Annotated in this window: 19 protein-coding genes; 12 read left to right on the forward strand and 7 right to left on the reverse strand. The window is 67.2% G+C overall.

Translation table 11 applies throughout. The features are described 5' to 3' along the window. Positions 1-5: 5 nt before the first annotated feature. From ACWMMN_RS34080 to ACWMMN_RS34105, 6 genes are all read left to right on the forward strand, one after another. A complete protein-coding gene (locus ACWMMN_RS34080) occupies positions 6-1373 on the forward strand; it encodes a TadA family conjugal transfer-associated ATPase (RefSeq protein ID WP_059241402.1) in 1368 nt (455 codons plus the stop codon). 32 nt (positions 1374-1405) lie between these two features. After that, positions 1406-2383, forward strand: coding sequence for a type II secretion system F family protein (locus ACWMMN_RS34085; RefSeq protein WP_174992370.1), 978 nt, complete (start codon positions 1406-1408; stop codon positions 2381-2383). Between the two features lie 36 nt (positions 2384-2419). Continuing rightward, positions 2420-3400, forward strand: coding sequence for a type II secretion system F family protein (locus ACWMMN_RS34090; protein ID WP_059241404.1), 981 nt, complete (start codon positions 2420-2422; stop codon positions 3398-3400). Between the two features lie 941 nt (positions 3401-4341). Next, positions 4342-7077 carry a xanthine dehydrogenase family protein molybdopterin-binding subunit gene (locus tag ACWMMN_RS34095; RefSeq protein ID WP_486424420.1) on the forward strand — a complete coding sequence of 912 codons (2736 nt, stop codon included), beginning with the start codon at positions 4342-4344 and terminating at the stop codon, positions 7075-7077. Then, positions 7074-7592, forward strand: coding sequence for a (2Fe-2S)-binding protein (locus tag ACWMMN_RS34100; RefSeq protein WP_486424421.1), 519 nt, complete (start codon positions 7074-7076; stop codon positions 7590-7592). The genes ACWMMN_RS34095 and ACWMMN_RS34100 overlap by 4 nt, the downstream gene beginning before the upstream one ends. Next, the gene (locus tag ACWMMN_RS34105) at positions 7589-8563 is read left to right on the forward strand and encodes a hypothetical protein (protein ID WP_486424422.1); all 975 of its coding nucleotides are present in this window, start codon (positions 7589-7591) and stop codon (positions 8561-8563) included. Before ACWMMN_RS34100 ends, ACWMMN_RS34105 begins: the two co-directional genes overlap by 4 nt. Positions 8564-8578: 15 nt before the next feature. Here the strand turns inward: ACWMMN_RS34105 and ACWMMN_RS34110 are convergent, their stop codons facing one another. The 6 genes from ACWMMN_RS34110 to ACWMMN_RS34135 all read right to left on the reverse strand — a co-directional run bounded on the left by ACWMMN_RS34110 (position 8579) and on the right by ACWMMN_RS34135 (position 14893). After that, entirely contained in the window at positions 8579-9841 is a 1263-nt protein-coding gene (locus tag ACWMMN_RS34110; RefSeq protein ID WP_486424423.1) for a serine hydrolase domain-containing protein, read from the reverse strand. A 146-nt stretch (positions 9842-9987) separates the two neighbouring features. Then, complete coding sequence (locus ACWMMN_RS34115; protein WP_486424424.1) at positions 9988-10944, reverse strand: SphA family protein; 957 nt, start codon at positions 10942-10944, stop codon at positions 9988-9990. A 36-nt stretch (positions 10945-10980) separates the two neighbouring features. Next, positions 10981-11508, reverse strand: coding sequence for a flavin reductase family protein (locus tag ACWMMN_RS34120; RefSeq protein WP_059241409.1), 528 nt, complete (start codon positions 11506-11508; stop codon positions 10981-10983). 5 nt (positions 11509-11513) lie between these two features. Continuing rightward, positions 11514-12752, reverse strand: coding sequence for a styrene monooxygenase/indole monooxygenase family protein (locus ACWMMN_RS34125; RefSeq protein WP_486424425.1), 1239 nt, complete (start codon positions 12750-12752; stop codon positions 11514-11516). Positions 12753-12816: 64 nt separating this feature from the next. Next, a complete protein-coding gene (locus tag ACWMMN_RS34130; protein ID WP_256087788.1) occupies positions 12817-13605 on the reverse strand; it encodes an SDR family oxidoreductase in 789 nt (262 codons plus the stop codon). Between the two features lie 40 nt (positions 13606-13645). Continuing rightward, entirely contained in the window at positions 13646-14893 is a 1248-nt protein-coding gene (locus ACWMMN_RS34135; protein ID WP_486424426.1) for a dienelactone hydrolase family protein, read from the reverse strand. A 352-nt stretch (positions 14894-15245) separates the two neighbouring features. On the opposite strand from ACWMMN_RS34135, the gene ACWMMN_RS34140 reads away from it, so the two are divergent. Beyond that, on the forward strand, positions 15246-16271 hold the full coding sequence (locus ACWMMN_RS34140) for an AraC family transcriptional regulator (protein WP_486424427.1): 1026 nt from the start codon (positions 15246-15248) through the stop codon (positions 16269-16271). 129 nt (positions 16272-16400) lie between these two features. After that, a complete protein-coding gene (locus tag ACWMMN_RS34145) occupies positions 16401-16931 on the forward strand; it encodes a GNAT family N-acetyltransferase (RefSeq protein WP_486424428.1) in 531 nt (176 codons plus the stop codon). A gap of 25 nt (positions 16932-16956) precedes the next feature. Here ACWMMN_RS34145 and gcvA read toward each other — a convergent pair whose 3' ends face one another. Next, positions 16957-17835 carry a transcriptional regulator GcvA gene (gcvA, locus tag ACWMMN_RS34150; RefSeq protein WP_059242440.1) on the reverse strand — a complete coding sequence of 293 codons (879 nt, stop codon included), beginning with the start codon at positions 17833-17835 and terminating at the stop codon, positions 16957-16959. A gap of 126 nt (positions 17836-17961) precedes the next feature. Between gcvA and argH the strand changes: the two genes are divergently transcribed. The 4 genes from argH to ACWMMN_RS34170 all read left to right on the forward strand — a co-directional run bounded on the left by argH (position 17962) and on the right by ACWMMN_RS34170 (position 22013). After that, complete coding sequence (argH, locus tag ACWMMN_RS34155) at positions 17962-19395, forward strand: argininosuccinate lyase (RefSeq protein WP_059241414.1); 1434 nt, start codon at positions 17962-17964, stop codon at positions 19393-19395. Then, on the forward strand, positions 19389-20282 hold the full coding sequence (locus ACWMMN_RS34160) for an amino acid ABC transporter permease (protein ID WP_340625939.1): 894 nt from the start codon (positions 19389-19391) through the stop codon (positions 20280-20282). The genes argH and ACWMMN_RS34160 overlap by 7 nt, the downstream gene beginning before the upstream one ends. Further along, positions 20279-21082: an amino acid ABC transporter ATP-binding protein gene (locus tag ACWMMN_RS34165; RefSeq protein ID WP_275054994.1), complete on the forward strand. Its 804-nt coding sequence runs from the start codon at positions 20279-20281 to the stop codon at positions 21080-21082. The genes ACWMMN_RS34160 and ACWMMN_RS34165 overlap by 4 nt, the downstream gene beginning before the upstream one ends. Positions 21083-21179: 97 nt before the next feature. Further along, positions 21180-22013: an ABC transporter substrate-binding protein gene (locus ACWMMN_RS34170; protein WP_059241417.1), complete on the forward strand. Its 834-nt coding sequence runs from the start codon at positions 21180-21182 to the stop codon at positions 22011-22013. Positions 22014-22020: the final 7 nt, after the last annotated feature.

Below are 22020 nucleotides of genomic sequence, written 5' to 3' on the forward strand. Positions count from 1 at the left end.
CCATCATGTCATTGCGCGAACAGATGTCCTTGCACCGGGCCCAGCCGCTGGTGGCGGGTGGTGAACCGGCCGGTCCGGCACATTCGTCGGTGCGCGACGCATACCAGAAGCTGCGCCGCGAAATCCACCTGGCGGTACTCGAACGCGTCGAGCTCGAGCGCCTGTCGCGGCTGCCGCAGGATACGGTCCGCATGGAAATCGGCGCGCTGATCGCGCGCATCCTCGACGACGGGCGGCTGCCGGCGAACGACATCGAGCGCCGGCAGCTCGCGGTCGACGTGTACGACGAGATGTTCGGCTTCGGCCCGCTCGAAGCGCTGCTGCGCGACCCCGGCATTTCCGACATCCTCGTGAATACGTACCGGCAGGTCTACGTCGAACGTTGCGGCCAGCTCGAACTGACCGACGTGACGTTCTATGACGACGCGCACCTGATGAAGGTGATCGAGAAGATCGTGTCGCGCGTCGGGCGCCGCATCGACGAATCGAGCCCGATGGTCGACGCGCGGCTGCCGGACGGCTCGCGCGTGAACGCGATCATCCCGCCGTCCGCGATCGACGGGCCGCTGATGTCGATCCGGCGTTTCGCGGTCAACCCGCTGAAGATGGACGACCTCGTGCGCTACCACAGCCTGACGCCGCCGATGGCCGAGCTGCTCGACGCGCTGTCGCGCGCGAAGGTGAACGTGCTGGTGTCGGGCGGCACCGGCAGCGGCAAGACGACGCTGCTCAACATCCTGTCCGGCTACATTCCGCGCAACGAGCGGATCGTGACGATCGAGGATGCGGCCGAACTGCAGCTGCAGCAGCCGCACGTGCTGCGCCTCGAAACGCGCCCGCCGAACATCGAGGGCAAGGGCGAGATCACGCAGCGCACGCTGGTGCGCAATGCGCTGCGGATGCGCCCGGACCGGATCATCCTCGGCGAAGTGCGCGGCGCCGAAGCGCTCGACATGCTCAACGCGATGAACACCGGCCACGAAGGCTCGCTCGCGACGATCCACGCGAACACGCCGCGCGACGCGCTGACGCGGCTCGAGAACATGATCAGCGTCTCCGGCCTGACGCTGCCGCCGAAGACGATGCGCCAGCAGATCGCGTCGGCGATCTCGGTGGTCGTGCAGGCGGCGCGGCTGACGGACGGCAAGCGCAAGATCGTCAGCATCCAGGAACTGACCGGGATGGAAGGCGACATCATCAACATGCAGGAGATCTTCACGTTCAAGCGTACGGGCGTGGATCGTGACGGATCGGTCCGCGGCCACTTCTGCGCGACCGGCGTGCGGCCGAAGTTCGTCGAGCGGCTGCAGGCGTTCGGCATCAACCTGCCGGATTCGCTCTACGACCCGTCGCAGCGCTACGAGACGAACTGACGGCCCGTCGCCGCCAGCTCCGGGGAGGCTTCATGAACACGATCTTTTACGGCTTTGTGATTCTCACCTTCGTCGCGGTGGTGCTCGCGATCGAAGGCGCCTATCAATGGTGGAACGCGCGGCACGGCAGCGCCGCGCGCCGGATCGAATCGCGCATTCGCGCGATGTCGGCCGGCGGCAACGTACAGCAGGAGCGGCTGTCGATCCTGAAGAAGCGGATGCTGGACGAATCGAAGCCGTTCGACCGGCTGCTGCTGAGCGTGCCGCGCGTGCAGGCGCTCGATCTCGTGCTTCAGCAGTCGGGCCTCGACTGGACGCTGCCGAAGCTGATCACGCTCAGCGCGCTGTTCGCGGCTTTCGCGTGGCTGGGGATGAGCGTCGCGAGGTTGCCGCAATTCGCCGGGCTGCCGGTCGCGCTGTTCGCCGGATGCCTGCCGATGATGCACGTGATGCGCCGCCGCGCGCGCCGGATGCGCAAGCTCGAACGGCAGTTGCCGGACATCTGCGACATGATCGCGCGCGCGCTGCGTTCCGGTCATTCGTTCACGAGCACGCTCGGGATGGTCGGTGACGAGTTTCCCGATCCGATGGGCGGCGAATTCCGCGTCACGTTCGACGAGGTCAACTACGGCGTGTCGTTGCACGATGCGCTGATGAACCTCACGACGCGCGTGCCGGTGCAGGACCTGCGCTACTTCGTGATCGCGGTGCTGATCCAGCGCGAGACGGGCGGCAACCTGGCCGAGCTGCTCGACAGCATCGCCGCGCTGATCCGCGAGCGCTTCAAGCTGTTCGACAAGGTGCGCGTGCTGTCGGCCGAAGGGCGGCTGTCGGCATGGATTCTCGGGCTGCTGCCGTTCGGTACCGCCGCGGTCATGGCGCTGCTGAACCGCGAATTCCTGTCCGTGCTCTGGGAGGATCCGGCCGGGATCAGGATGGTCGGCACGATGCTCGTGTCGATGCTGTTCGGCCTGTTCTGGATCCGTCGTATTGTCCGCATTCGCGTCTGACGCGCGTGCCGAATAACGAACCGTTGCGAGGTTGTCATGCAAAACCTGAGCGTGATCCAGGCCGTGATGCTGGGCGGCTTGTTCCTCTTCGTGGCCGGCGGCGTGCTCATCGCGATGCTGCTGTTCGCGCCGCGCAGCATCCAGCGCCGGCTGCAGCAGGCCGGCGGGGCCGGGGCGGGCGGGACCGCCGTCGGGGGGACGGGCGACGGCGACGACATGGCGTCGCGCTGGGTCGCGAAGCTGGTCGAGCTGTCCACCCCGATCTCGAAGCTGTCGGTGCCGAAGGAGGGGTGGGAGAATTCGCCCCTGCGCATCCGGCTGATGAACGCCGGCTGGCGCAACCAGAGCTCGGCCGCGCTGTATTTCACGGCGAAGACGGCGCTCGCGCTCGGGTTGCCGTGCGCAGCGCTGCTGGTGCTGATCACGACGTCGCTCGGTGACGAGCGCGCGCTGCTGTCGATCATCCTCGTCGCGTTCGCCGGGATCGGCTACTACATCCCGAACATCGTGCTGTCGCAGCGGGTCAAGGTGCGCCAGCAGAAGATCTTCGAGGATTTCCCGGATGCGCTCGACCTGCTGACGGTGTGCGTCGAAGCGGGGCTCGGGCTCGACGCGGCGCTGATGAAGGTGAGCGAGGAACTGCGCTTCAGCAGCGAGGTGGTCTCAAGCGAACTCGACCTGCTGCTGCTCGAGATGCGCTCAGGTTTCACGAAGGAGACGGCGCTGCGCAATCTCGCGCTGCGGACCGGCGTCGAGGACATCGAGTCGTTCTGCGCGATGCTGATCCAGGCCGACCGCTTCGGCACGAGCATCAGCGAATCGCTGCGCGTGCTGTCGGACATGCTGCGCACGCGGCGCCGGATGCGTGCGGAGGAGCGGGCAGCGAAGATTGCGCTGAAGCTGCTGTTCCCGCTGATCTTCTGCATCTTCCCCGCGCTGATGATGGTGCTGCTCGGCCCGGCAATGATCCACGTGTATCGCGTGCTGCTGCCGACGTTCGTTGGCGTCGCACCGTGAGCGGCGAACCGGCGTCGCGCCGGGATCGCCGATGAAGGATGGGCGTGCCGGCCCGCCCCCCGCCGGCCGGCACGGCAACAGGCTTCATGGAGGCTCCCTCCCCAGGCGGCGCCGCGAGACAGGTTGACCATAGCGGCGTCAATGCATCCTGGACCCATGGTCGGCCATGGAACAAGCCGTAGTCCACCGCCTTCGCGGCTGCCCCCTACCGCTAACCTCTGAAGCCGCGTTGCCGGCATGGCGCGATGCGGCTGAAAGCGACGTCGCAGGGATGAACCCCCGCCATCGAGTTAATTGAATCATGCGCGGGATTGTTCATTCTGTTGTCGATTGCAATTGCTTCTCGTTCGTCTTATGCGAACGGCGGGAATGCGCCGCGTTTGCCGAAATGGCAAATTTGCAGAAAGCATTGTGTAATTGATGGTGTGCGCCCGCCCGCTGGCGGTCGACGAGCCGCTTGCACCGGCGTCTCGAGCGTCGTCCGAAAATCTCCTTGAAATACCTGGCTCGAATTTCTACATTATTCAAAATCAAACTCGCATGACGGAACGGACGAATCCATCGTTACACGTACCGTAAAACCGAACAAAAACACTTGAAAATCAAGAGACTGCCCGACAATACGGAAAACAGGCCAGTCACGCACGATCAAGGCCGGGGGAAACAATGAGCAAGCAAGCAACGGCAAGCACGCTGCCTGACGCTTCATCGAGCAGGCGCCCATGGGGCTGGGACGGCCCCGCGAATCCGCCGCGCACCTTCCCCGGTCCGCTTCCTCCCGGTTCCTGACCGCAGGCGCCCAACCGCGCCCGCCAGACCGTTTCCGCACCGACCCATCCCGCACGCCGAAGCACACGCGAAGCGGCCCGCGCACGGCCGGCGTGACGACGCGTGTCGTGCATCGGCGGTGCCGGCATAACAAATCGAATGAGAGACACAGCATGGCCATCGATCTGCCTGTCACACGCCGGACGTTTCTGAAGCTGGCCGGGAGCGGCGCGGTCGTCGCGATCTCGATCACCCATTTGCCGGCACTGGCGCTCGGCGCTGCCGAGCCGGCGGAAGACGGCACGAGCGGGCCCAGCTGGGCACCGGTGCCCGGCAAGGCGCGCTGGCGCATCGACGGCATGCCGAAGATCACGGGCCAGAAAATCTATGCGCGCGATTTCAAGTCGCGCGACTTCGTCGGCTGGCCGCAGCAGGAGAGCTGGCTCTATGCGTTGCGGTGCGATCGGGTCGACGCCGTGTACGACGGCTACGACCTGAGCGTGCTGCCCGCGGAATTGCGGCCGATCGCCGTTGTCGACAACGCGTTTCTGACCGCGCGACGGATTCCGCTGGCGCCCGTTCCCGATCCGATCCCGAACCAGGACATCTACTGGCTCGCGCGGACCGGCTACCCGGCGGACTGCTACGGGCAACCGGCCGCGCTGCTGATCTTCGAGAACTTCGATGCCTATCGGCGCGCGAAGAAACTGCTCGATTTCAACCGCGGCGTGATCCGCTACGGCGCGCCGGTCACGCCGCCGACGGCCGCGCAGGCCGTGCCGTATTCCCCCGTGACCGTCTACGTGCGCGACGACGAACGCCGCTTCAACTACGTCGACAACTACCAGGCCGACAGCAGCGGCAAGCCGACCGAACAGTACCTGAAGGAACGCGAGGACGCGGTCGTCAACATCGACGCGACGATTGCCCGAAACGCGGCCGCCGGTACGTGGATCGGCGTGCGCGCGACCGGCAACGACGGATTCGAGACGCCGGCGATGGACCCGATGTTCATGGAGCCCGAAGCGGGGCTCGCGTGGTACGACGCGTCCACCGCGAAAATGAGCCTCGTGCTCGGCACGCAATCGGCGAACGACGATGCGACCGGCGCGATCGGGCTGTTCAAGGACAGCGACGTAACGGTCAAGGAAGCGCACGTCATCGCGTGCTATCCGGGCGGTGGTTTCGGCGGGCGTGACAAATCCTACTTCCCGCTTTATCTGGCGCTCGCCGCGCCGTTCGCGAAGGGCGCGCTGCGCTGGCAGCAATCACGCTACGAGCAGTTCCAGGTCGGGCTGAAGCGCTGCGAAACGCAGTTCTCCGAATCGCTGTGGTTCAACCGCCGCGGCAAGCTCGAAGCGGTCACGTGCGACTTCCTGATGAACGGCGGCGGCAAGAAGAACCTGTCGCCGTACGTCGCGCAGCTCGCCGCGCTGAGCGCGATGAGCTGCTACGAGATCCCGCGCGCCCGCGCGCAGGCGGCCTCGACCTATACGCGGGAAGTGTTCGGCGGGTCGCAGCGCGGCTTCGGCGGGCCGCAGGCGTTCATGGCGATCGAGACGCTGATGGACGAGGCTGCGCGCCGGCTCGGGCTCTCGCCGTTCGCGATACGCCGCGCCAATTTTCTCGGCAACACGCCCGGCCTCGGCAAGGGACGGGCGATCACGGGCGCGCCGATCCTGTTCGACCTGCAGCTCGATGCGCTGCTCGACCGGCTCGAACAGCATCCGCTGTGGCGCGACCGCGAACGCACCCGTGCGGAACGCGGCGCGCGCAATCTGCGCTACGGCGTCGGGCTCGCGATGGCGAACGAGGCGTACGGCACCTCGGGAGACGGGATGTTCGGGATGGTGCAGATCCTGCCGGACAGCCGGCTGCGCGTGGTCACGCCGTACACCGACATGGGCAACGGCGCGGCCACGACGCTGGGTCTCGCGCCGGCCGAATTTCTCGGGCAAAACACGCAAACGATTGCGATGAGCGAGATCGGGCCGTTCAACGCGCTCGGGCTCTCGCGGTCGAGCAATCCGTCGACCAATCCGAAGACGGTGCGCTACACGTATGGATCGTCGAGCGCCTGTCTCGGCGCATTCCACCAGTATCACGCGGTGAAGGGCGCGGCGCAGGCGCTGTTCCTGCAAAGCGTGCTGCCGGCGGCGCGGGCGTGGTGGGGCCTGCCGGTCCGCGCCGAGGACGTGCGCTGGGTCGATCGCGCGCTCGTCACGAACGGCGCCGTACCGATTCCGTGGCCGGCGCTGCTCGCCACGATCACGAAGATGGGCCTGCAGACGGTGGCGGCCGTGCATGCGAGCTATGCCGGGTACTTCTGGAAGGGCACCTATCCGTTCGCGTCCGGCAATGCGCAGATCGATTACGACTACGTGGCGGTGGGCCTCGATCCGTATTTCCTGACACCGCTGTCGCGCACGCTGCAGGCGCCGCCGGTCGACACGACCCTCTACGGGCGCACGACCTATGCGCCGTCGGCGTCGCTCGTCGGCGTGTCCGTCGATCCGGCGAGCGGCCGGGTGAAGGTCGAGCGCGTGGTGACGGCCGTGAGCGTCGGCCGGCAGCTGTCGCCGGAGCTCGTCGAAGGACAGTCGCAGGGCGCGGTCGCGATGGGGATCGGCAACGTGCTGACCGAGACGTGTCCGCTCGGGCCGGACGGGCCGGGTGGCGGCCGATGGAACCTCGACCGCTACGAGGTGACGCGCCTGCCCGATATTCCCGCGCAGGAGCTGATCGCGTTGCCGCCGCCCGGCAACGACCCCGCGAATGCCCGCGGCATCGCGGAAGCGGTGATGTGCCCGATCGCACCGGCGCTGCTCAATGCGCTGGCGATGGCGACGGGGCGGCGATTCAGGGTCACGCCCGTGACGCCGGACAAGATTCGGGAGGCACTGCAATGAACGATCCGGTCCGCATGGTCATCAACGGTCGGCCCGTCGAGGCGGCCGCCGCCGACGGCGACATGAACCTCATCGATTTCCTGCACGAGCGGCAGGACCTGACGGGCACGAAGCTGTGCTGCGGCATCGGCGTGTGCCGGGCGTGTACCGTCGGCGTGCGTAACGCGCCCGATGCGCCGATGGAAAAGACGCTGTCGTGCTCGACGCCGGTCAGCGCAATGGCCGGCATGCACGTGTACACGATCGAAGGGCTCGCGCAGGGCGGCACGCTGTCGCCGTTGCAGCAGAGCTTTCTCGAATCGTTCGCGTTCCAGTGCGGCTACTGCGCGTCGGGATTCCTGATGGCCGCGACCGCGATGCTCGATCATCTGCGCACGCAGCCCGTGCACGTCGCCGAACTCGACGCGATGATCGAAACATGGGTGGGCGGCAACGTGTGCCGTTGCACCGGCTACGTCAAGTACATCGAGGCCATTCGCAAGGTGGCGATGCGCTACACGAAGGAGGCGGCATGACGATCAGAACCTGCGTCGCGGCGCTGGCGATGCTGCTGGCCGCGCCCGCCTCGTTTGCCGCGGAAGGCGCCGGTGCATCGCTGCACGAATATGCGCAGCAGTGCACCGACGAAATCGGCGAGATTCCCGCGTTCGACTGCAACAGCGGCACGGACGTCCCGATCACCGTCAACGGCAGCGTGCCGGTGCGGTATGTGGCGCACATGACGTGCGACCGCCCGGCGCTGCTGCCGTACGACGCGCCGACGTCCGGGCAATGCACGCCGTATTCGAAGATCCTCGACCTGTCGCACGGCGACACGCAGATCTCGGCGTTTTGCCGCCGCAAGCAGATTCGCGAGAACCGCAGCCCGTACTACGACGAAGTCGACATCGTGCTGCACCATGTGCGCAACGGCAAGACCTGCTGGTTTCATGCGGACAAGGGCGGCACGGGCGGCATGGACGCGTCGCGCGTGCCGCCGCCGAACGAGACGACGCCGCCGCCCGGCCGGCCGTCGGCCGTGGAATTCTGGTGGAAGCCGGCGGCGACCGCGACGAAGCGCTGCGTGTCGTGCCACGATGCGAGCCCGGTGATGTACAGCCCGTGGCTCGGGCAGGTGTGGAACCGCGTGCCGACCGACCCGTGGGGCAAGTACGTGAATCTCGGCGCCGACTTCGCGTCGTGGACGTCGCACGCGATCAGCACGCCCGGCAACACCTGCATCGGCTGCCATCGGATCGGCGACCAGAACAGTTGCAAGATCTACGTGCCGCTCGCGGCGGGGTTGCTGCCGCCGCCGAAAGGCAGCAACCAGCTGGCGAGCAGCTATCCGTTGACGCACTGGATGCCGATCGACAACAACCGCAGCCTCGACGAATGGAACGCGGCCAACGTGAAGTCGGTGAGCGACTTGCTCGAATGCTGTTCGGCGCGGGGCAAGAACGATCCGAAGTGCAGCTTCACGCCGGCGGCGCAGGCGGCGAAATAAGCCGCCCGCACGGCGTCACGGCCGCCCTTCGCTCGGCACTTCCGCCGCCTTGCTCAGCTCGCCCATGATGATCTGCGCGATCACGTTGGCCGGCGCGCGTCCGTCGGGCGCGGCCGCCGTGGTCGCCCACGTGACGATCGTCGTTTTCGTGGCCGGGTCGTAGCCCATGAAGGTGTTGAAGCCCGGTATCTCGCCCGTGTGGCCATAAAACGTGCCGAATTTGGCCAGGCCCATGCAGTAGCTGGGCGACATCGGGTCGGACGCATCGATCGGCGTGCAGCTGGCGAGCCGCTGCGCCTGCAGGTCGGCGCTCAGGTAGCCGCCGCCGACCATCCGCTGCACGTAGGCGGCCAGTTCGGTCACGGTTGAAATGCCGGAGCCGGCCGTCCATGCCCACGACGTGTTGACGCCTGTCACGTCGGTCGGCTGCAGCGTGCCGTTTTTCGCTTCCGCCTGGCGTTCGGGCGACAGCGCGTCGCTGTCGGTCGTCTCCGCATTGGTGCCCCATTGATAGCCGTGCGGCGCGGGCGCCGGCAGCGCCGTATTCGCCTGCGGCGGGAGGAACGTGTTGCTCAGGCCGAGCGGCGCGAACAGGCGCGCGTTCATCGCGTCGGCCGCGCTCATGCCGGTGAGTTGCTCGATGATGAGCCCGAGCAGCACCGTATTCGTGTTCGAGTAGCGAAAATCGGCGCCCGGCGCGAAATAGACCGGCTGGCCTTCGGCGATGTCCAGCAATTCCGTCGTCGTCCAGACCTTGTCCGGCTGCGCATCGAGCGTCTGGTTGAACGCGAGGCTGGTCGAATAGTTGTAGAGGCCGCTGCGCATCCTCAGCAACTGCTCGATCGTGATCATGTTGCCGTTCGGCACGTTGGCGACGAACTTGTCGACGGTGTCGCCCAGGCTCAGCCTGCCTTCCTGCACGAGTTGCAGGATCACCGTGCCGGTCCACGTCTTCGTGATGCTGCCGACGCGAAAATGCGCGCTGGTCGGGATCGGCGTGTTCGTGCCGCGCACGGCCGTGCCGAACGATTCGAGCCAGTTGCCCTGCGGCGACTGCACGTAGACGACGGCGCCGGGCGTCATCGTGTCCGCGAGCAAGGCGTTGATCTGCGGGCGCGCCGCGTTCGCGAACGCGGGCCCGCCGGACGAGGGCGAGCTGTCACCGCCGCAAGCGGACACCGTGAGTCCGATCACGACGGCCGGTGCGACGGCAACCAGGCGCCGCACCAGCCGTTTCGCCGCGCGCGTCAAGCACCGGAAGGTTGCTGAAGTAGCCATGGCGCGGTCCCTCCGGGTTCGTGATTAACTTCGTTCCCACCTTCTCCAAAACTATAGGACAGGCGCATCCCGGACGGCAGCACGCGTTGCTTTCGTCCGGATTCGTCTGGAGATAGCGATCCGGCCCGTTGATCCGGCCGCGCGCGTTACTGGAAGTGATGCACGTAGCGCAGCACCATCCGTGCCCCCTGCGGCCGGTTGCGCGCGTAGGTCTCGAAGTACGCGTTGAACAACAGGTGGTCGTGCGGCGAGAAGCTGACCATGGCGCCCGGCCCGACCGCGAACACGGCCTCCCGTGTGCCCGGCACGTCCTGCCCGTTTTCCTTCATGTCGGTGGTCTGGCGCAGCCAGTAGCCGTTGAGCCCCAGCCGCAGGCCGGGCCGCACTTCATATTCGGTCGCGAAGTTCACGTGGATCGCCTGGCCGGCCTGCGTCGAGGTCACGTCGGGCCCGAGCGACGTGGCCGGCCGATGGTTGGTCGCATTCCACAGATAGTGGAGCCGCCACGACACGGTCCATCTGGGCGTGAGCCACAGCGTGGCGGCCCAGTACGGATCGAACGACCAGAAATGACTGCCCGGGTTGATCGCGCGCGACGGATCGTATGCGCCGGTCGGCGCAATGAACTGGAATTCCACGCGCTGCGCGAAGCGCGGGCCCTGCGCGCCCATCACCGGGTCGAACTGGATGAACGGGCCGATCAGCAGATCGCCGAAGCCGGCGCGCGCATTCAGCGCGACGTTGCCGATGCCGTCGTCGGTCCGCGCGGACGCGATCCACGGCAGGATCACGTCGAGGCCCGGATGCATGCCCGCGAACGTCAGCGGCGACTGGTAGACGAGCTGGCTCAATCCTGCGAACAGGTCGATGTCCTGCTTCGGCAGCCCGACCTTGTTGCCGGCATTGTCGTTGACGCGGCCGGCCGTGTAGTACTGCAGGTACTGCGTGCCGTACCAGCCGGCGCCGGCCGGCGGCATTCCGTCGAGGAAACTGGTCATGCCGAGGTTGACCGACGGCAGGTCGGTCGCGTTGGCCGGCGCGTGACCGGCGAGGCCGGCGATCGCGAAGCCTGCGACGACGAGCAGGCGAGAGCCGAATTTCATGTTCACCACCTCCTGGTTATTTGTATGTATAACTAATCAAATGGTGCGTAAAAGATCGGGATGATCGGCGATCGCACGATACTGGCCGGCATGGAATACGAGCGGCGCCTTGCCGAATGCATCGAACTGCTCGATCTCGCCGATGAAGAGCAGGTGATCGCCGCCTTCGTAGTGGCCGACGTTGCGGCACACGAAGCGCGCGCTCGCGCCGTCGAGGCAGGGCACGCCGCCGCTATCCGAATCGACATGCAGCACGCCGTCGAACTTGTCGGCGCTGGGCGTCGCGAAGCGGCGCGACAGGTCGATCTGGTCGTGCGCAAGGATGTTGATCGCGAAGTGGGTGGCCGCGAGGAAATCCGGCCGGCTCGGCGCGACCTTGCGAAGACTCCACAGCACGAGCGGCGGGTCGAGCGACAGCGACGAGAACGAATTGGCGGTGAGGCCCACCTTGCGCCCGTCGGCCGCGCAGGTGGTGATCACGGTGACGCCGGTCGGGAACTGCCCGAACGCGGCACGCAATTGCAGCGGGTCGAGGGCCGGACGGCCGGTCAGGGGGGTGTCCATGCCGGTCACGCCGCCCGCGCACCGTGTTCGCGGATCATCGCCGCGCAGGCCGAAGGCTCGAACCACCACGGCGAGAACCGGCGCGGATCGTCGAAGCCGTCGACGATCGCCGATGCGAGCGACGGCAGCTGGCCAGCCGCGCCGAGCAGTTCGAGGATGTGCGGCGGCGGTGGCGTGAGCAGCGAGTTGGTCCAGCGCACGACATGCTGCGCGTACGCCCAGTAACCCTCGAACGTCTGCTGCATCCAGTCTTCGCCGAACGGCGCGGCATCGCGCGCGACGATCGCATCGAAATACGCCTTCGCGCATTTCGCGGCGTTGTTCGATCCCTGGCCCGTGATCGGATCGTTGACGACCACCGCATCGGCCATCCCGAACACCGTGCGGCCCGACGGCAGCCGGAAGAACGGCTTGCGCACCGTCGGCGCGAAGCGCCCGGCCAGCGTGCCGTTCGGATCGGTCAGCTCGACGTCGCGGCAGCGCTCGAATTCCCACGGCACGTAGCGACGCAGAAACGACAGGCTCCGGTCCAGATGCTGCTCGGGCGTCTTCACGTCGGCCCAGCAGTCGAGCGGCCCGCCCGGAATGCCTTCGAACACCATGATTTCGCACGGACCCGTCGTGGTCAGCGCGGGAAACACGAAGTACTCGCCGATGCCCGGCAGCAGGTTGAAGCGCACGCGCGAATACGGCTGGCTCGGCGTCATCCCCTTCACGTAGGTGAGCGCCAATGCGCGTTGCGGGCGTTCGAACGCGCTGCGTGCGTCGTCGCGGCCGAGCAGGTTGACGATGTCGCCCTTGCCGGCTGCGAGCAGCACGAGGTCGTGACTGCGCGCCAGTTCTTCAAGCTCGGGCACACCGACGTCACCGATGCGCACGTCCGCGCCGCGGCGCCGGACGCCGTCGAGCCAGTCGGCCATCTTCACGCGTTGATCGACGGACTGCGCATAGCGCGTCAGCCGCGACGACCAGTCGATCGCCTTGCGGCCGTTGCCATCCGGGTGCGGTACCGCGATGCCGATCCCTTCGACGGACGGGCATGCTTCCTCCCACGTATTCAGGCCGAGGTCGCGCTCGATCTGCAACGACGTGTGGAACATGCACTGGCTCGACATGACCTTGCCCGTGCGGATCTGTTCCGCATCGCGGTTGGTCGAGAGCGTGACGTGATAGCCCTGGTCGAGCAGGGCGAAGGCGAGTTGCAGGCCGGACTGGCCGGCGCCGACGATAGCGATGCGTCTCATGAAAATGTCCTCGATTGGCCGGGGTCCGGCCGGAATGATGGCGGAAAGCGGTGACGAAGCGCGGTCACTCCGCCAGGCGTGGAATGGCCGGCACCGCCTGCTCGGGGCCCATCGCGGCATAGCCGCCGTCCACCGCGTAGTCGGCGCCGGTCACGAAGCTCGCCGCGTCGCTGCACAGGAACGTGACGACCTGCGCGACCTCGGACGGATCGCCGACGCGGCCGAGCAGGTGGAACGGCGCGGCGACACGATCGGTCTTCGCGCGGTCGCCGTGCGTCATCTCGTCCATCACCCGCGACCACGTCCACCCCGGCGACACCGAGTTGACGCGAATGCGGTCGGGGGCGAGATCCATCGCCATGCTGCGCGTGAGCTGGCGAATCGCGGCCTTCGACGTCGGATACAGCCAGCGGCCGGTTTGCGCGCACTGTGCCGAAATCGAGCTGAAATTCACGATCGCGCCGCCGCCGCGGCGGGCCATGTGCGGATGCACGGCCTTCGCGAGCATCGCGGCCGAGACGACGTTGACGTCCATCGCGGCGAGCCAGTCGTTGCGGGTCGCCTGGATGCCGTTGTCGACGTAGCTGCATGCGAGGTTGACGAGCACGTCGATCGCGCCGAAGCGTTCGAAGATGGCCGATACCGCACGCTCGATTGCGCTGTCGTCGGTGAGGTCGAGCGCGATGAACATCGCATGTTCGCCGAGCGAATCGGCCACGCGCGCGCCGTTCTCCGCGTCGAGATCGAGAATCGCGACGCACGCGCCGGCGCGGATGAGGTCCTGTGCGACCGCGGCGCCGATCAGCGTGGCGCCGCCGGTGACGATCGCGACTTTGCCAGCAAGGGCATTCATGGGGTGTCTCCGGGAATCGTGGGGTGAGGAAGGGGGCGCGTCAATGCGCACCGGCCGGCGGCGCGCTGTCCTGCCAGCGGCGCATCAGGCCGTTCGACGGCACGGTGACGTCGAGCAGCTTGCGGGCCGTTTCGACGCCCGCGACGGGCAGGCCGGCCGGGTCGAGCAGGCCGATCTGCACGAGCACGCTCGCCTGGTCCCAGTAGATGTGCTCGTGATAAAGCTTGTCGCCGCGAAACTTGACGATCGCGACGAGCGGAATCTCGACACGCCTGCCGGTCGGCGCGACACCCGGCAGCATCCAGTCGATCTCGGTGGTGTGCGTGAAGCAGAACAGCAGCTCGTCGACGATCTGGCTCGCGCCGATCGTGCGCGAGATCGGCGTGATCGTCGTGTCGGGCGGATTCGCGTGCACGAAGTGATGCGTGTAGAAGCGCTTGAGCTCGTCGTGGCCGACGCCGCCCGTCAGCGTCGGAATATGGTTGACGTACGGCTCGCCGACCATCGTGGCCATCGTCGCGTCGACGTTGCGCGTATCGAACTCGTGCTTCAGATGCACTTCCCACAGTGTGGACAAATCGTAGAGCGGGCCGAGCGCGGCGCGGAACGCGGCGATCGCGCGCTGGTGTGCCATGATCGCGGCGGCCTGGTCGAAATGATCGCCGCCGGCACGGGCGAACGCGTGATCGACGCCCGGATACACGTAGACCTCGACGCCGTCGCGCCCGGACAGCGCGCCGGCGATGCGCTGCTGCGCGTCGGGCGGGCAGAAGCGGTCCTGCCCCGCGATTTGCAGCACGAGCCGCCCGCTCAGGTGCGCGGCTTCATCGAGCGCATGTTCGATGCCCACGCCGTAATAGCTGACCGCCGCGGCCACGCCCGGCAGCCGGCACGCGGCGAGATACGCGAGCTTGCCGCCGAGGCAGTAGCCGAGCACGCCGGCTTCGCCCGTGCATTCCGGCCGCTGCCGGAGCACGCCCAGCGCGGCGCCGATGTCCTCCACGCCCTTGTTCTCGTCGAATTCGCGATAAAGGGCCATCGCGCGCTCGAAGTCGGCCGCCGCGTAACCGAGCTCGATGCCCGGCGACTGGCGCCAGAACAGGTCGGGCACGAGCACCGTATAGCCTTCCTCCGCGTAGTAGTCGGCCGCGTCCCGCATCGTCGCGTTCGCGCCGAAGATCTCGTGGCAGAGCACGATGCCCGGCCCCGTGCCGCCGGCCGGCGTGCTCAGGTACGCGCGAAACGCGCCGCCGTCCGGCGACGGGATCTCGATGTGACGTCCATTCATGTGTCCCTCCGTGCTGTTTGTTTCGGTGACGGGCCCAGTATTGGCGGACGAAACGCGCGCTTCTATCCGCTTTCTTCGGCCGGTATCCGCGAATTCCGGAAACCTGCTGCCGCGGCCGCCGCGCGCGGGCAGGCGCGCGGCTGACTGCGGGTATGTGCGGATGCGGAAAGCCCGCACAGTTTTCTACGATGCGCGAACGGTCCGCTTCTTGCGTCGTTTGCGCGGGACTTGCGTGTGTCGATGGCCGGACTGTCCGGATCCTCCGGGTGCTGTCCGGATCGTGCGGCGGATGCCCCGATACCGGGAACGCATGCACGGCGCGAGTGCGATCGAGCACGACGGGAGAACTTCGATGGCGCAATTATCCGAAACCGGCTGGCTGGCCGATGCCGCCTGTTTCAATCACGACAACCTGCTGCTGCAGTCGAACGACGTCGACGAGGTGCGCGCACGCGTCGCCGACGTGTTCAAGCCGCACCGGCTCACGCCGACCGGCGGATCGCGCGCGCTGCACAGCTGCATGCACCATGCGCGCTGGGGCAACCTGTCGCTGAACCTGCTCGATTACGGCGGCGGCGTCAGCATCGAGCCCGGCCCGCTCGAGCACTTCTTCCTGTTGCAGATTCCGTTGCGCGGCGACGCCGCGATCGAGTGCGGATCGACGCACTTCGTGTCGTCGCCGGGCACCGCGTCGCTGATCTCGCCGACGCTGCCGCTGAAGATGCAGTGGGGTGATGCGTGCCCGCAGGTGATCCTGCGCATCGAGCGCGAAGTGATGGAGCGCCACGCGCAGCGGCATTTCGGCGACGACCGGCGCGCGCCGGTCGAGTTCGAACCGGAATTCAGCCTGTCGTCGTCGCAGGGCACCTGCCTCGCGCAGTTGCTGCCGATCCTCGCCGGCACCATTTCGACGGACGCGCACCCGCTACGGCATCCGCTTGCATTCGAGCAGCTCGAATCGACGCTGCTCAACCTGCTGCTGCACGGCCATCCGAACAGCGCACGCAACGGCACGCGGCACCTGCCGACGGCGCTCGCACCGTTCTACGTGCGCCGTGTCGAGGAGTACATCCGCGCGCATCTCGATGAGCCGCTGACGATCGAGCGGCTCGCCGAACTCGCCGGCGTCAGCCCGAGCACGCTGTTCGCCGGCTTTCGCAATCGCCACGGCATCACGCCGATGGGCTTCGTGCGGCAGTTGCGGCTGCAACATGTGCGCGAGGCGCTGCTGGCCGACGAGACGCCGGGGCTCGCGTCGGTCACCGACATCGCGCTGAAATGGGGATTCGCACACCTCGGGCGGTTCGCGATCGAGTACAAGCGGGCGTTCGGCGAATCGCCGTCGGCGACGCTGAGGATGCGGCGCGTGCGGGGGTGACGGACGACGCGGCGGGTTGACCGCTCGATCGCGCGGCCGCGCGGGTCATTCGACATCGTCGCCGGGATCGTCGACAATCCGTCGTGCACACCGCGCCCGTCGGCGCGACGCCGCCCGGGAGCGTCTTCAATGACTGGCATATCCATCAGGCCCGCAAGGATCGACGATGCGCGGGCGATCGCCGATTTTCATGTCAAGGTCTGGCGGCATACCTATCGGGATCTCGCACCGGCGGAAGCGCACGCCGTTCTCGACGAACCCTATCGCTGCAAGCAATGGCACGGCAAGCTGTCGTCGAGCGACGGGAACCAGCTGGTGCTCGTGGCGGAGATCGACGGCAGGATCGTCGGCATCGGCGCCGCCGGCGCGCCGTCCGCGCCGATATTCAAAGGCCGCGGCGAGATCAAGTTCCTGTATGTCGATCCCGGATTCAAGCGGCGTGGCATCGGCCGCCAGTTGCTCGCCCGGCTCGCGACGCATTTGAGCCGGTTGCAGTATCAGGGGGCCGCGTTGAGTGTCGTCGACGGCAACGACGCGGCGATCGCGTTTTATGCGGCGCTGCAGGGTCGGCCCGCCGGCGAATACACCGATCCGGGACCGGTCTGGCGATCGCACAACATTGTCATGGTGTGGGACGACCTCGCGAGCCTCGCTACCTGAGTACGCCCCTGCGCGGCGACGCGCATCACGCGAGGCATGCTCGCAACCAGGACGTGAACGCGGTCACGAGCGGCGACTCGGCCAGCTCATGACGCGTGACGAGATAGTACGCATGGCGTGACGGCACCGTGGCGCTGAACGGCCGCACGAGCGTGCCGTCGATCAGGTCGTCGCGCACCGACAGGCTGTCGCCGAGCGCGACGCCTTGCCCGTGTACCGCGGCCTCGACGCCGATGTGCGCGTTGCCGATTTCGAGAATGCGGATGCCCGGCAGCTTGTCGGCGTTCGCTTCCGCCAGCCACCGCATCCACGAGCCCGCATGCTCGCAGAACAGCGTGCGTCCCGCGAGATCCTGCACCTTGCGGATCGCATCGGGCCCGTTCATCAACGCCGGGCTCACGACCGGGAACAGTGCCGGATGCTCGAGCAGCTCGACGCGCCGGTTGCGCCAGTTGCCTTCCCCGTAGCGAATGCAAACGTCGACGTCCGGCGAATAGGTTTCGCGATCGTCGTTCGACGGAATCACTTTCAGATGGATACCGGGATAGCGCTCCAGAAAATCGCCGATGTGCCGGGCGAGCCAGCGCGACGTCAGCGACAGCGGCGTCGACACGACGAGATCGCCGGCGGCAGCCGGCGAATCCAGCCGGACGGTGGCATTCGCGATCATGTCGAACGCGGTACCGACCGGTTCCAGCAGCGCCTCGCCTTCGGGCGTGAGCTTCACGCGGGCCTTTGATCGGACGAATAGCGCGACGCCGAGCGTGTTCTCGAGAATGCGGATCTGGTGGCTGACCGCGCTCGCGGTCACGTGAAGTTCATCCGCGGCGGCCGACACGCTGCCGCGCCGGGCGGCGGCTTCGAATGCACGTAGCGGGTTCAGCGGCGGCAGACGGTTGCGCATCGGCGGGCGCGTCGCAAGCGACGGTACTGAGAAAAATTTCATTAAAACGGATTCAATTTCTCGCTACAACAAAAAAAATTGAATGCCTACAGTGGGGGCAATCCAACCGAGTCGAGGTCGACCGCAATGAGCCTTACCGAACCGATCGAACGCCTGTGGGGCGGCCGCTTCCAGTCGCAGCCGTCCGACGCGCTGCAGAACTTGTCCCGCTCCGATCCGAGTTTCTTCCGTCTCGTGCCGTACGATCTGGCGGGCTCCCGGGCCCATGCACGCGAGCTGAACCGCGCAGGCATCCTGAACGACGACGACCTCGCGCAACTGCTGGGCGCGATGGACGGCATCGCACGCGACTATGCGGCCGGCGCGATCGCGCCATCGCTCGCCGACGAGGACGTGCACACCTTCCTCGAGCGCGTGCTCACGCAACGGCTGCCGGCGCTCGGCGGCAAGCTGCGCGCCGGGCGCTCGCGCAATGACCAGGCGGCGAACGATCTGCGCCTGTACCTGCGCGACAAGGCGCGCCAGCTCGTGCGCGGCATGCTCGACCTGCAGGACGCGCTGATCGTCCAGGCGAGCCGGCACGTCGACACGGTGACCGCGGGATTCACCCACCTGCAGCCCGCGCAGCCGATCGTGTTCGGCCATCAGCTGCTCGCTCATGCGCAGTCGCTGTATCGCGACGCCGACCGCCTGGTCGACTGGGACCGTCGCACCGCGCGTTCGCCGCTCGGCGCGGCCGCGCTCGCGGGCTCGGCGATCTGCGTGCGGCCCGAGCTGTCGGCGCAGGAGCTGGGTTACGACGCGCCGTGCGAGAACTCGATCGACGCGGTGGCCGCGCGCGATCACGTCGCCGAATTCGTGTTCGTCACGAGCATGCTGGCGGTTAACCTGTCTCGCCTGTCGGAAGAGGTGATCCTGTGGACGTCGCGGCAATTCCGCTGGGTGGAACTCGACGACGGCTACGCGACCGGCAGCTCGATCATGCCGCAGAAGAAGAACCCGGACATCGCGGAGCTCACGCGCGGCAAGGCCGGGCGCCTGATCGGCAACCTGACGGGGCTGCTCGCGACGCTGAAGTCGCTGCCGCTCGCGTACAACCGCGATCTCGCGGAAGACAAGATCGCCGCGTTCGATTCGATCGATACGCTCGAACTCGTGCTGCCCGCGATGGCGGGGATGATCCGCACGATGCGCGTGAACGTCGACGAGATGCGTCGCCAGGCACCGCTCGGCTTCACGCTCGCCACCGAGGTCGCGGACTGGCTCGCGCTGACCGGCGTGCCGTTCAGCGAAGCGCACGAGATCACCGGCACGCTCGTGCGTGCGTGCGAGCGGGACGGCATCGAGCTGGCCGACGCGAGCGCCGAACAGTTGCAGGCCGTCGATCCGCGCCTCGCACCGGCAGTGCGCGCGCATCTGACGCTCGACGCAGCCGTCGCCGCCCGCGGCGGTGCGGGCGGCACGTCGCCAGCACGCGTGCGCGAACAGATCGGCCGCCTGAGTGATGCGATCGAACGCCAGGTGGCGTGGGCAGCCAATTACCGGGGGCCGTCATGCTGAGCGCATCCGATTCTCGCCGCCTCGATGGCGCGCCGGGGCCGGCCGACGCGGCCGCAGACGACATCGCCGGCCTCGTGCGCGTACGCCGGCGCTACTGGGGCCGCTACGTCGCGTCGGTCGCGATCGTTGCCGCGCTCGCCTATATCGCCGCCGCGTTCGCGCGCGGACAGATCGAGTGGCGCGTCGTCGGCCAGTTCCTGACTGCGCACTCGATCCTGACGGGCCTTGCCAACACGATCGTGATGACCGTCCTCGCGATGACGCTCGGCGTCGTGCTCGGGGTCGTCACCGCGGTGATGCGGCTGTCGTCGAACCCGGTGCTCGGCGCGGTCGCGCAGGGCTACATCTGGCTGTTCCGCGGCACGCCGGTGATCCTGCAGTTGCTGCTGTGGTTCAACCTGGCGCTGGTGTTTCCGACGCTCGGCATCCCGGGCCTCGCCGAATACCGGACCGTCGACGTGATGACGCCGTTCCTCGCGGCAGTGCTCGGTCTCGGCATCAATCAAGGCGCGTATACGTCGGAAGTCGTGCGGGCGGGGCTGCTGTCGGTCGACACCGGCCAGTACGAGGCTGCAAAATCGATCGGCATGCCGGGCCTGCAGGCGCTGCGCCGGATCATCCTGCCGCAGGCGATGCGCGTGATCGTGCCGCCGATCGGCAACGAGCTGATCGGCATGGTCAAGCTGACGTCGCTCGCGAGCGTCGTGCAGTACGCGGAGATGCTGCACAACGCGCAGAACATCTACTACGCGAACGCCCGCGTGATCGAGTTGCTGATCGTCGCGGGGATCTGGTATCTCGCCGTCGTCACCGTGCTGTCGCTCGCACAGGCACGCGTCGAACGGCGCTTCGCACGCGGCGCGGGCCGGGCGGCGGGCCGCAAATGAACGCCACGACCCTCAATCATCAGGAGAACGTCATGACGAACGCAGTCGTTCGCGCGGTCGACGTGCGCAAATCGTACGGCGATTTCCAGGCGCTGCACGGCATCACGCTCGACGTCGAGCAGGGCGAAGTGCTGTGCATCATCGGGCCGTCGGGTTCGGGCAAGAGCACGTTCCTGCGCTGCATCAACCAGCTCGAGACGATCAGCGCGGGTGCGCTGTGGGTCAACGGCGAACTGGCCGGCTACCGCCGCACCGGCAACCGGCTCCACGCGCTGTCGGAGCGCCAGGTCGCGCGCCAGCGGCTGGCGACGAGCATGGTGTTCCAGCGCTTCAACCTGTTTCCGCACAAGACCGCGCTCGAAAACGTGATCGAGGGGCCCGTGCAGGTGCTCAAGCGCCGCCGTGCACAAGCGGAGGAGGAGGCGCGTGCGTTGCTTGCCCGCGTCGGGCTCGCGCACAAGTGCGATGCGTTTCCGGTCGAGTTGTCGGGCGGCCAGCAACAGCGCGTCGCGATCGCGCGGGCGCTCGCGATGCATCCGCAACTGATCCTGTTCGACGAGCCGACGTCGGCGCTCGATCCCGAACTCGTCGGCGAAGTGCTGGCCGTGATGCGCGATCTCGCGAAGAGCGGGATGACGATGATCGTCGTCACGCACGAGCTCGGGTTCGCGCGCGAGGTGGCCGACCGCGTCGTGTTCATGGACGGCGGCCGGATCGTCGAGAGCGGGACGCCCGATCAGGTGCTGTCCGCGCCGACGCACGCGCGCACGCGCGATTTCATTTCAGCGGTGATTGCATAAGCGGGCCGGGCGCCCCGTATCCCAGCGCCCGAGCGATCGAGCCGCCGGCCCGAGCGGCGCAGCACCCCATTACTCCACCATGACAAGGCGACACCCCATGAAAGCATCCGTCCTGACCCGCACGCTGGCCGCCGTCGCATTCGGCGCACTCGCACTGCATGCGTCGTTCGCCGTCGCGCAATCCGCGAGCGCGAAACGCACGCTGAACGTCGCGATCGTGCCGAACTATCCGCCGTTCGAGTACAAGGATCCGGCCACCGACAAGCTGGCGGGCTTCGACGTCGATCTCGGCGAAGCGATTGCCGCGAAGATGGGCGCGAAACTGAACTGGGTCGAGACGAGCTTCGACCAGATGATGAGCGCGGTCGCGACGCAACGCGTCGACATGATCCTGTCCGGGATGACCGACCTGCCGACGCGCCGCGACGCGGTGACGTTCGTCGACTACATCGAGACGGGCCCGCAGTTCTACACGCTGAAGGCGCGCGCCGGCGAATTCGCGCAGATGAACGCGCTGTGCGGCAAGCGCGTCGGGTCGAGCCGGCGCACGTCGTTCCCGGACAACACGACCGCGTGGAGCGCGGAGAACTGCGTGAAGGCCGGCAAGCCCGCGATCGTCGTGGTGGGCACCGACGGCTCGTCGGATGCGCGGATGCAGCTGCGCCAGAACCGCATCGACGCGGCCGTGCAGGGGGGCGAGACGTTGCCGTACCAGAACAGCCTCGAGCAGAACGCGTATGCGCCGGTCGGCAAGCCGTTCCTGTCGCAATACACGGGCATCGGCGTCGCGAAGAGCAACACCGCGCTGAGCAGCGCGCTGACGACGGCGCTCAACCAGATGATCGCCGACGGCTCGTACCAGAAGCTGCTCGCGAAATGGGGGCTGCAGGAGCACGCGGTGGCGAAGGCAACCATCAACGGCACCCACTGAGCGCGCG

Source organism: Burkholderia cepacia complex sp. TUM26381, assembly GCF_057439935.1.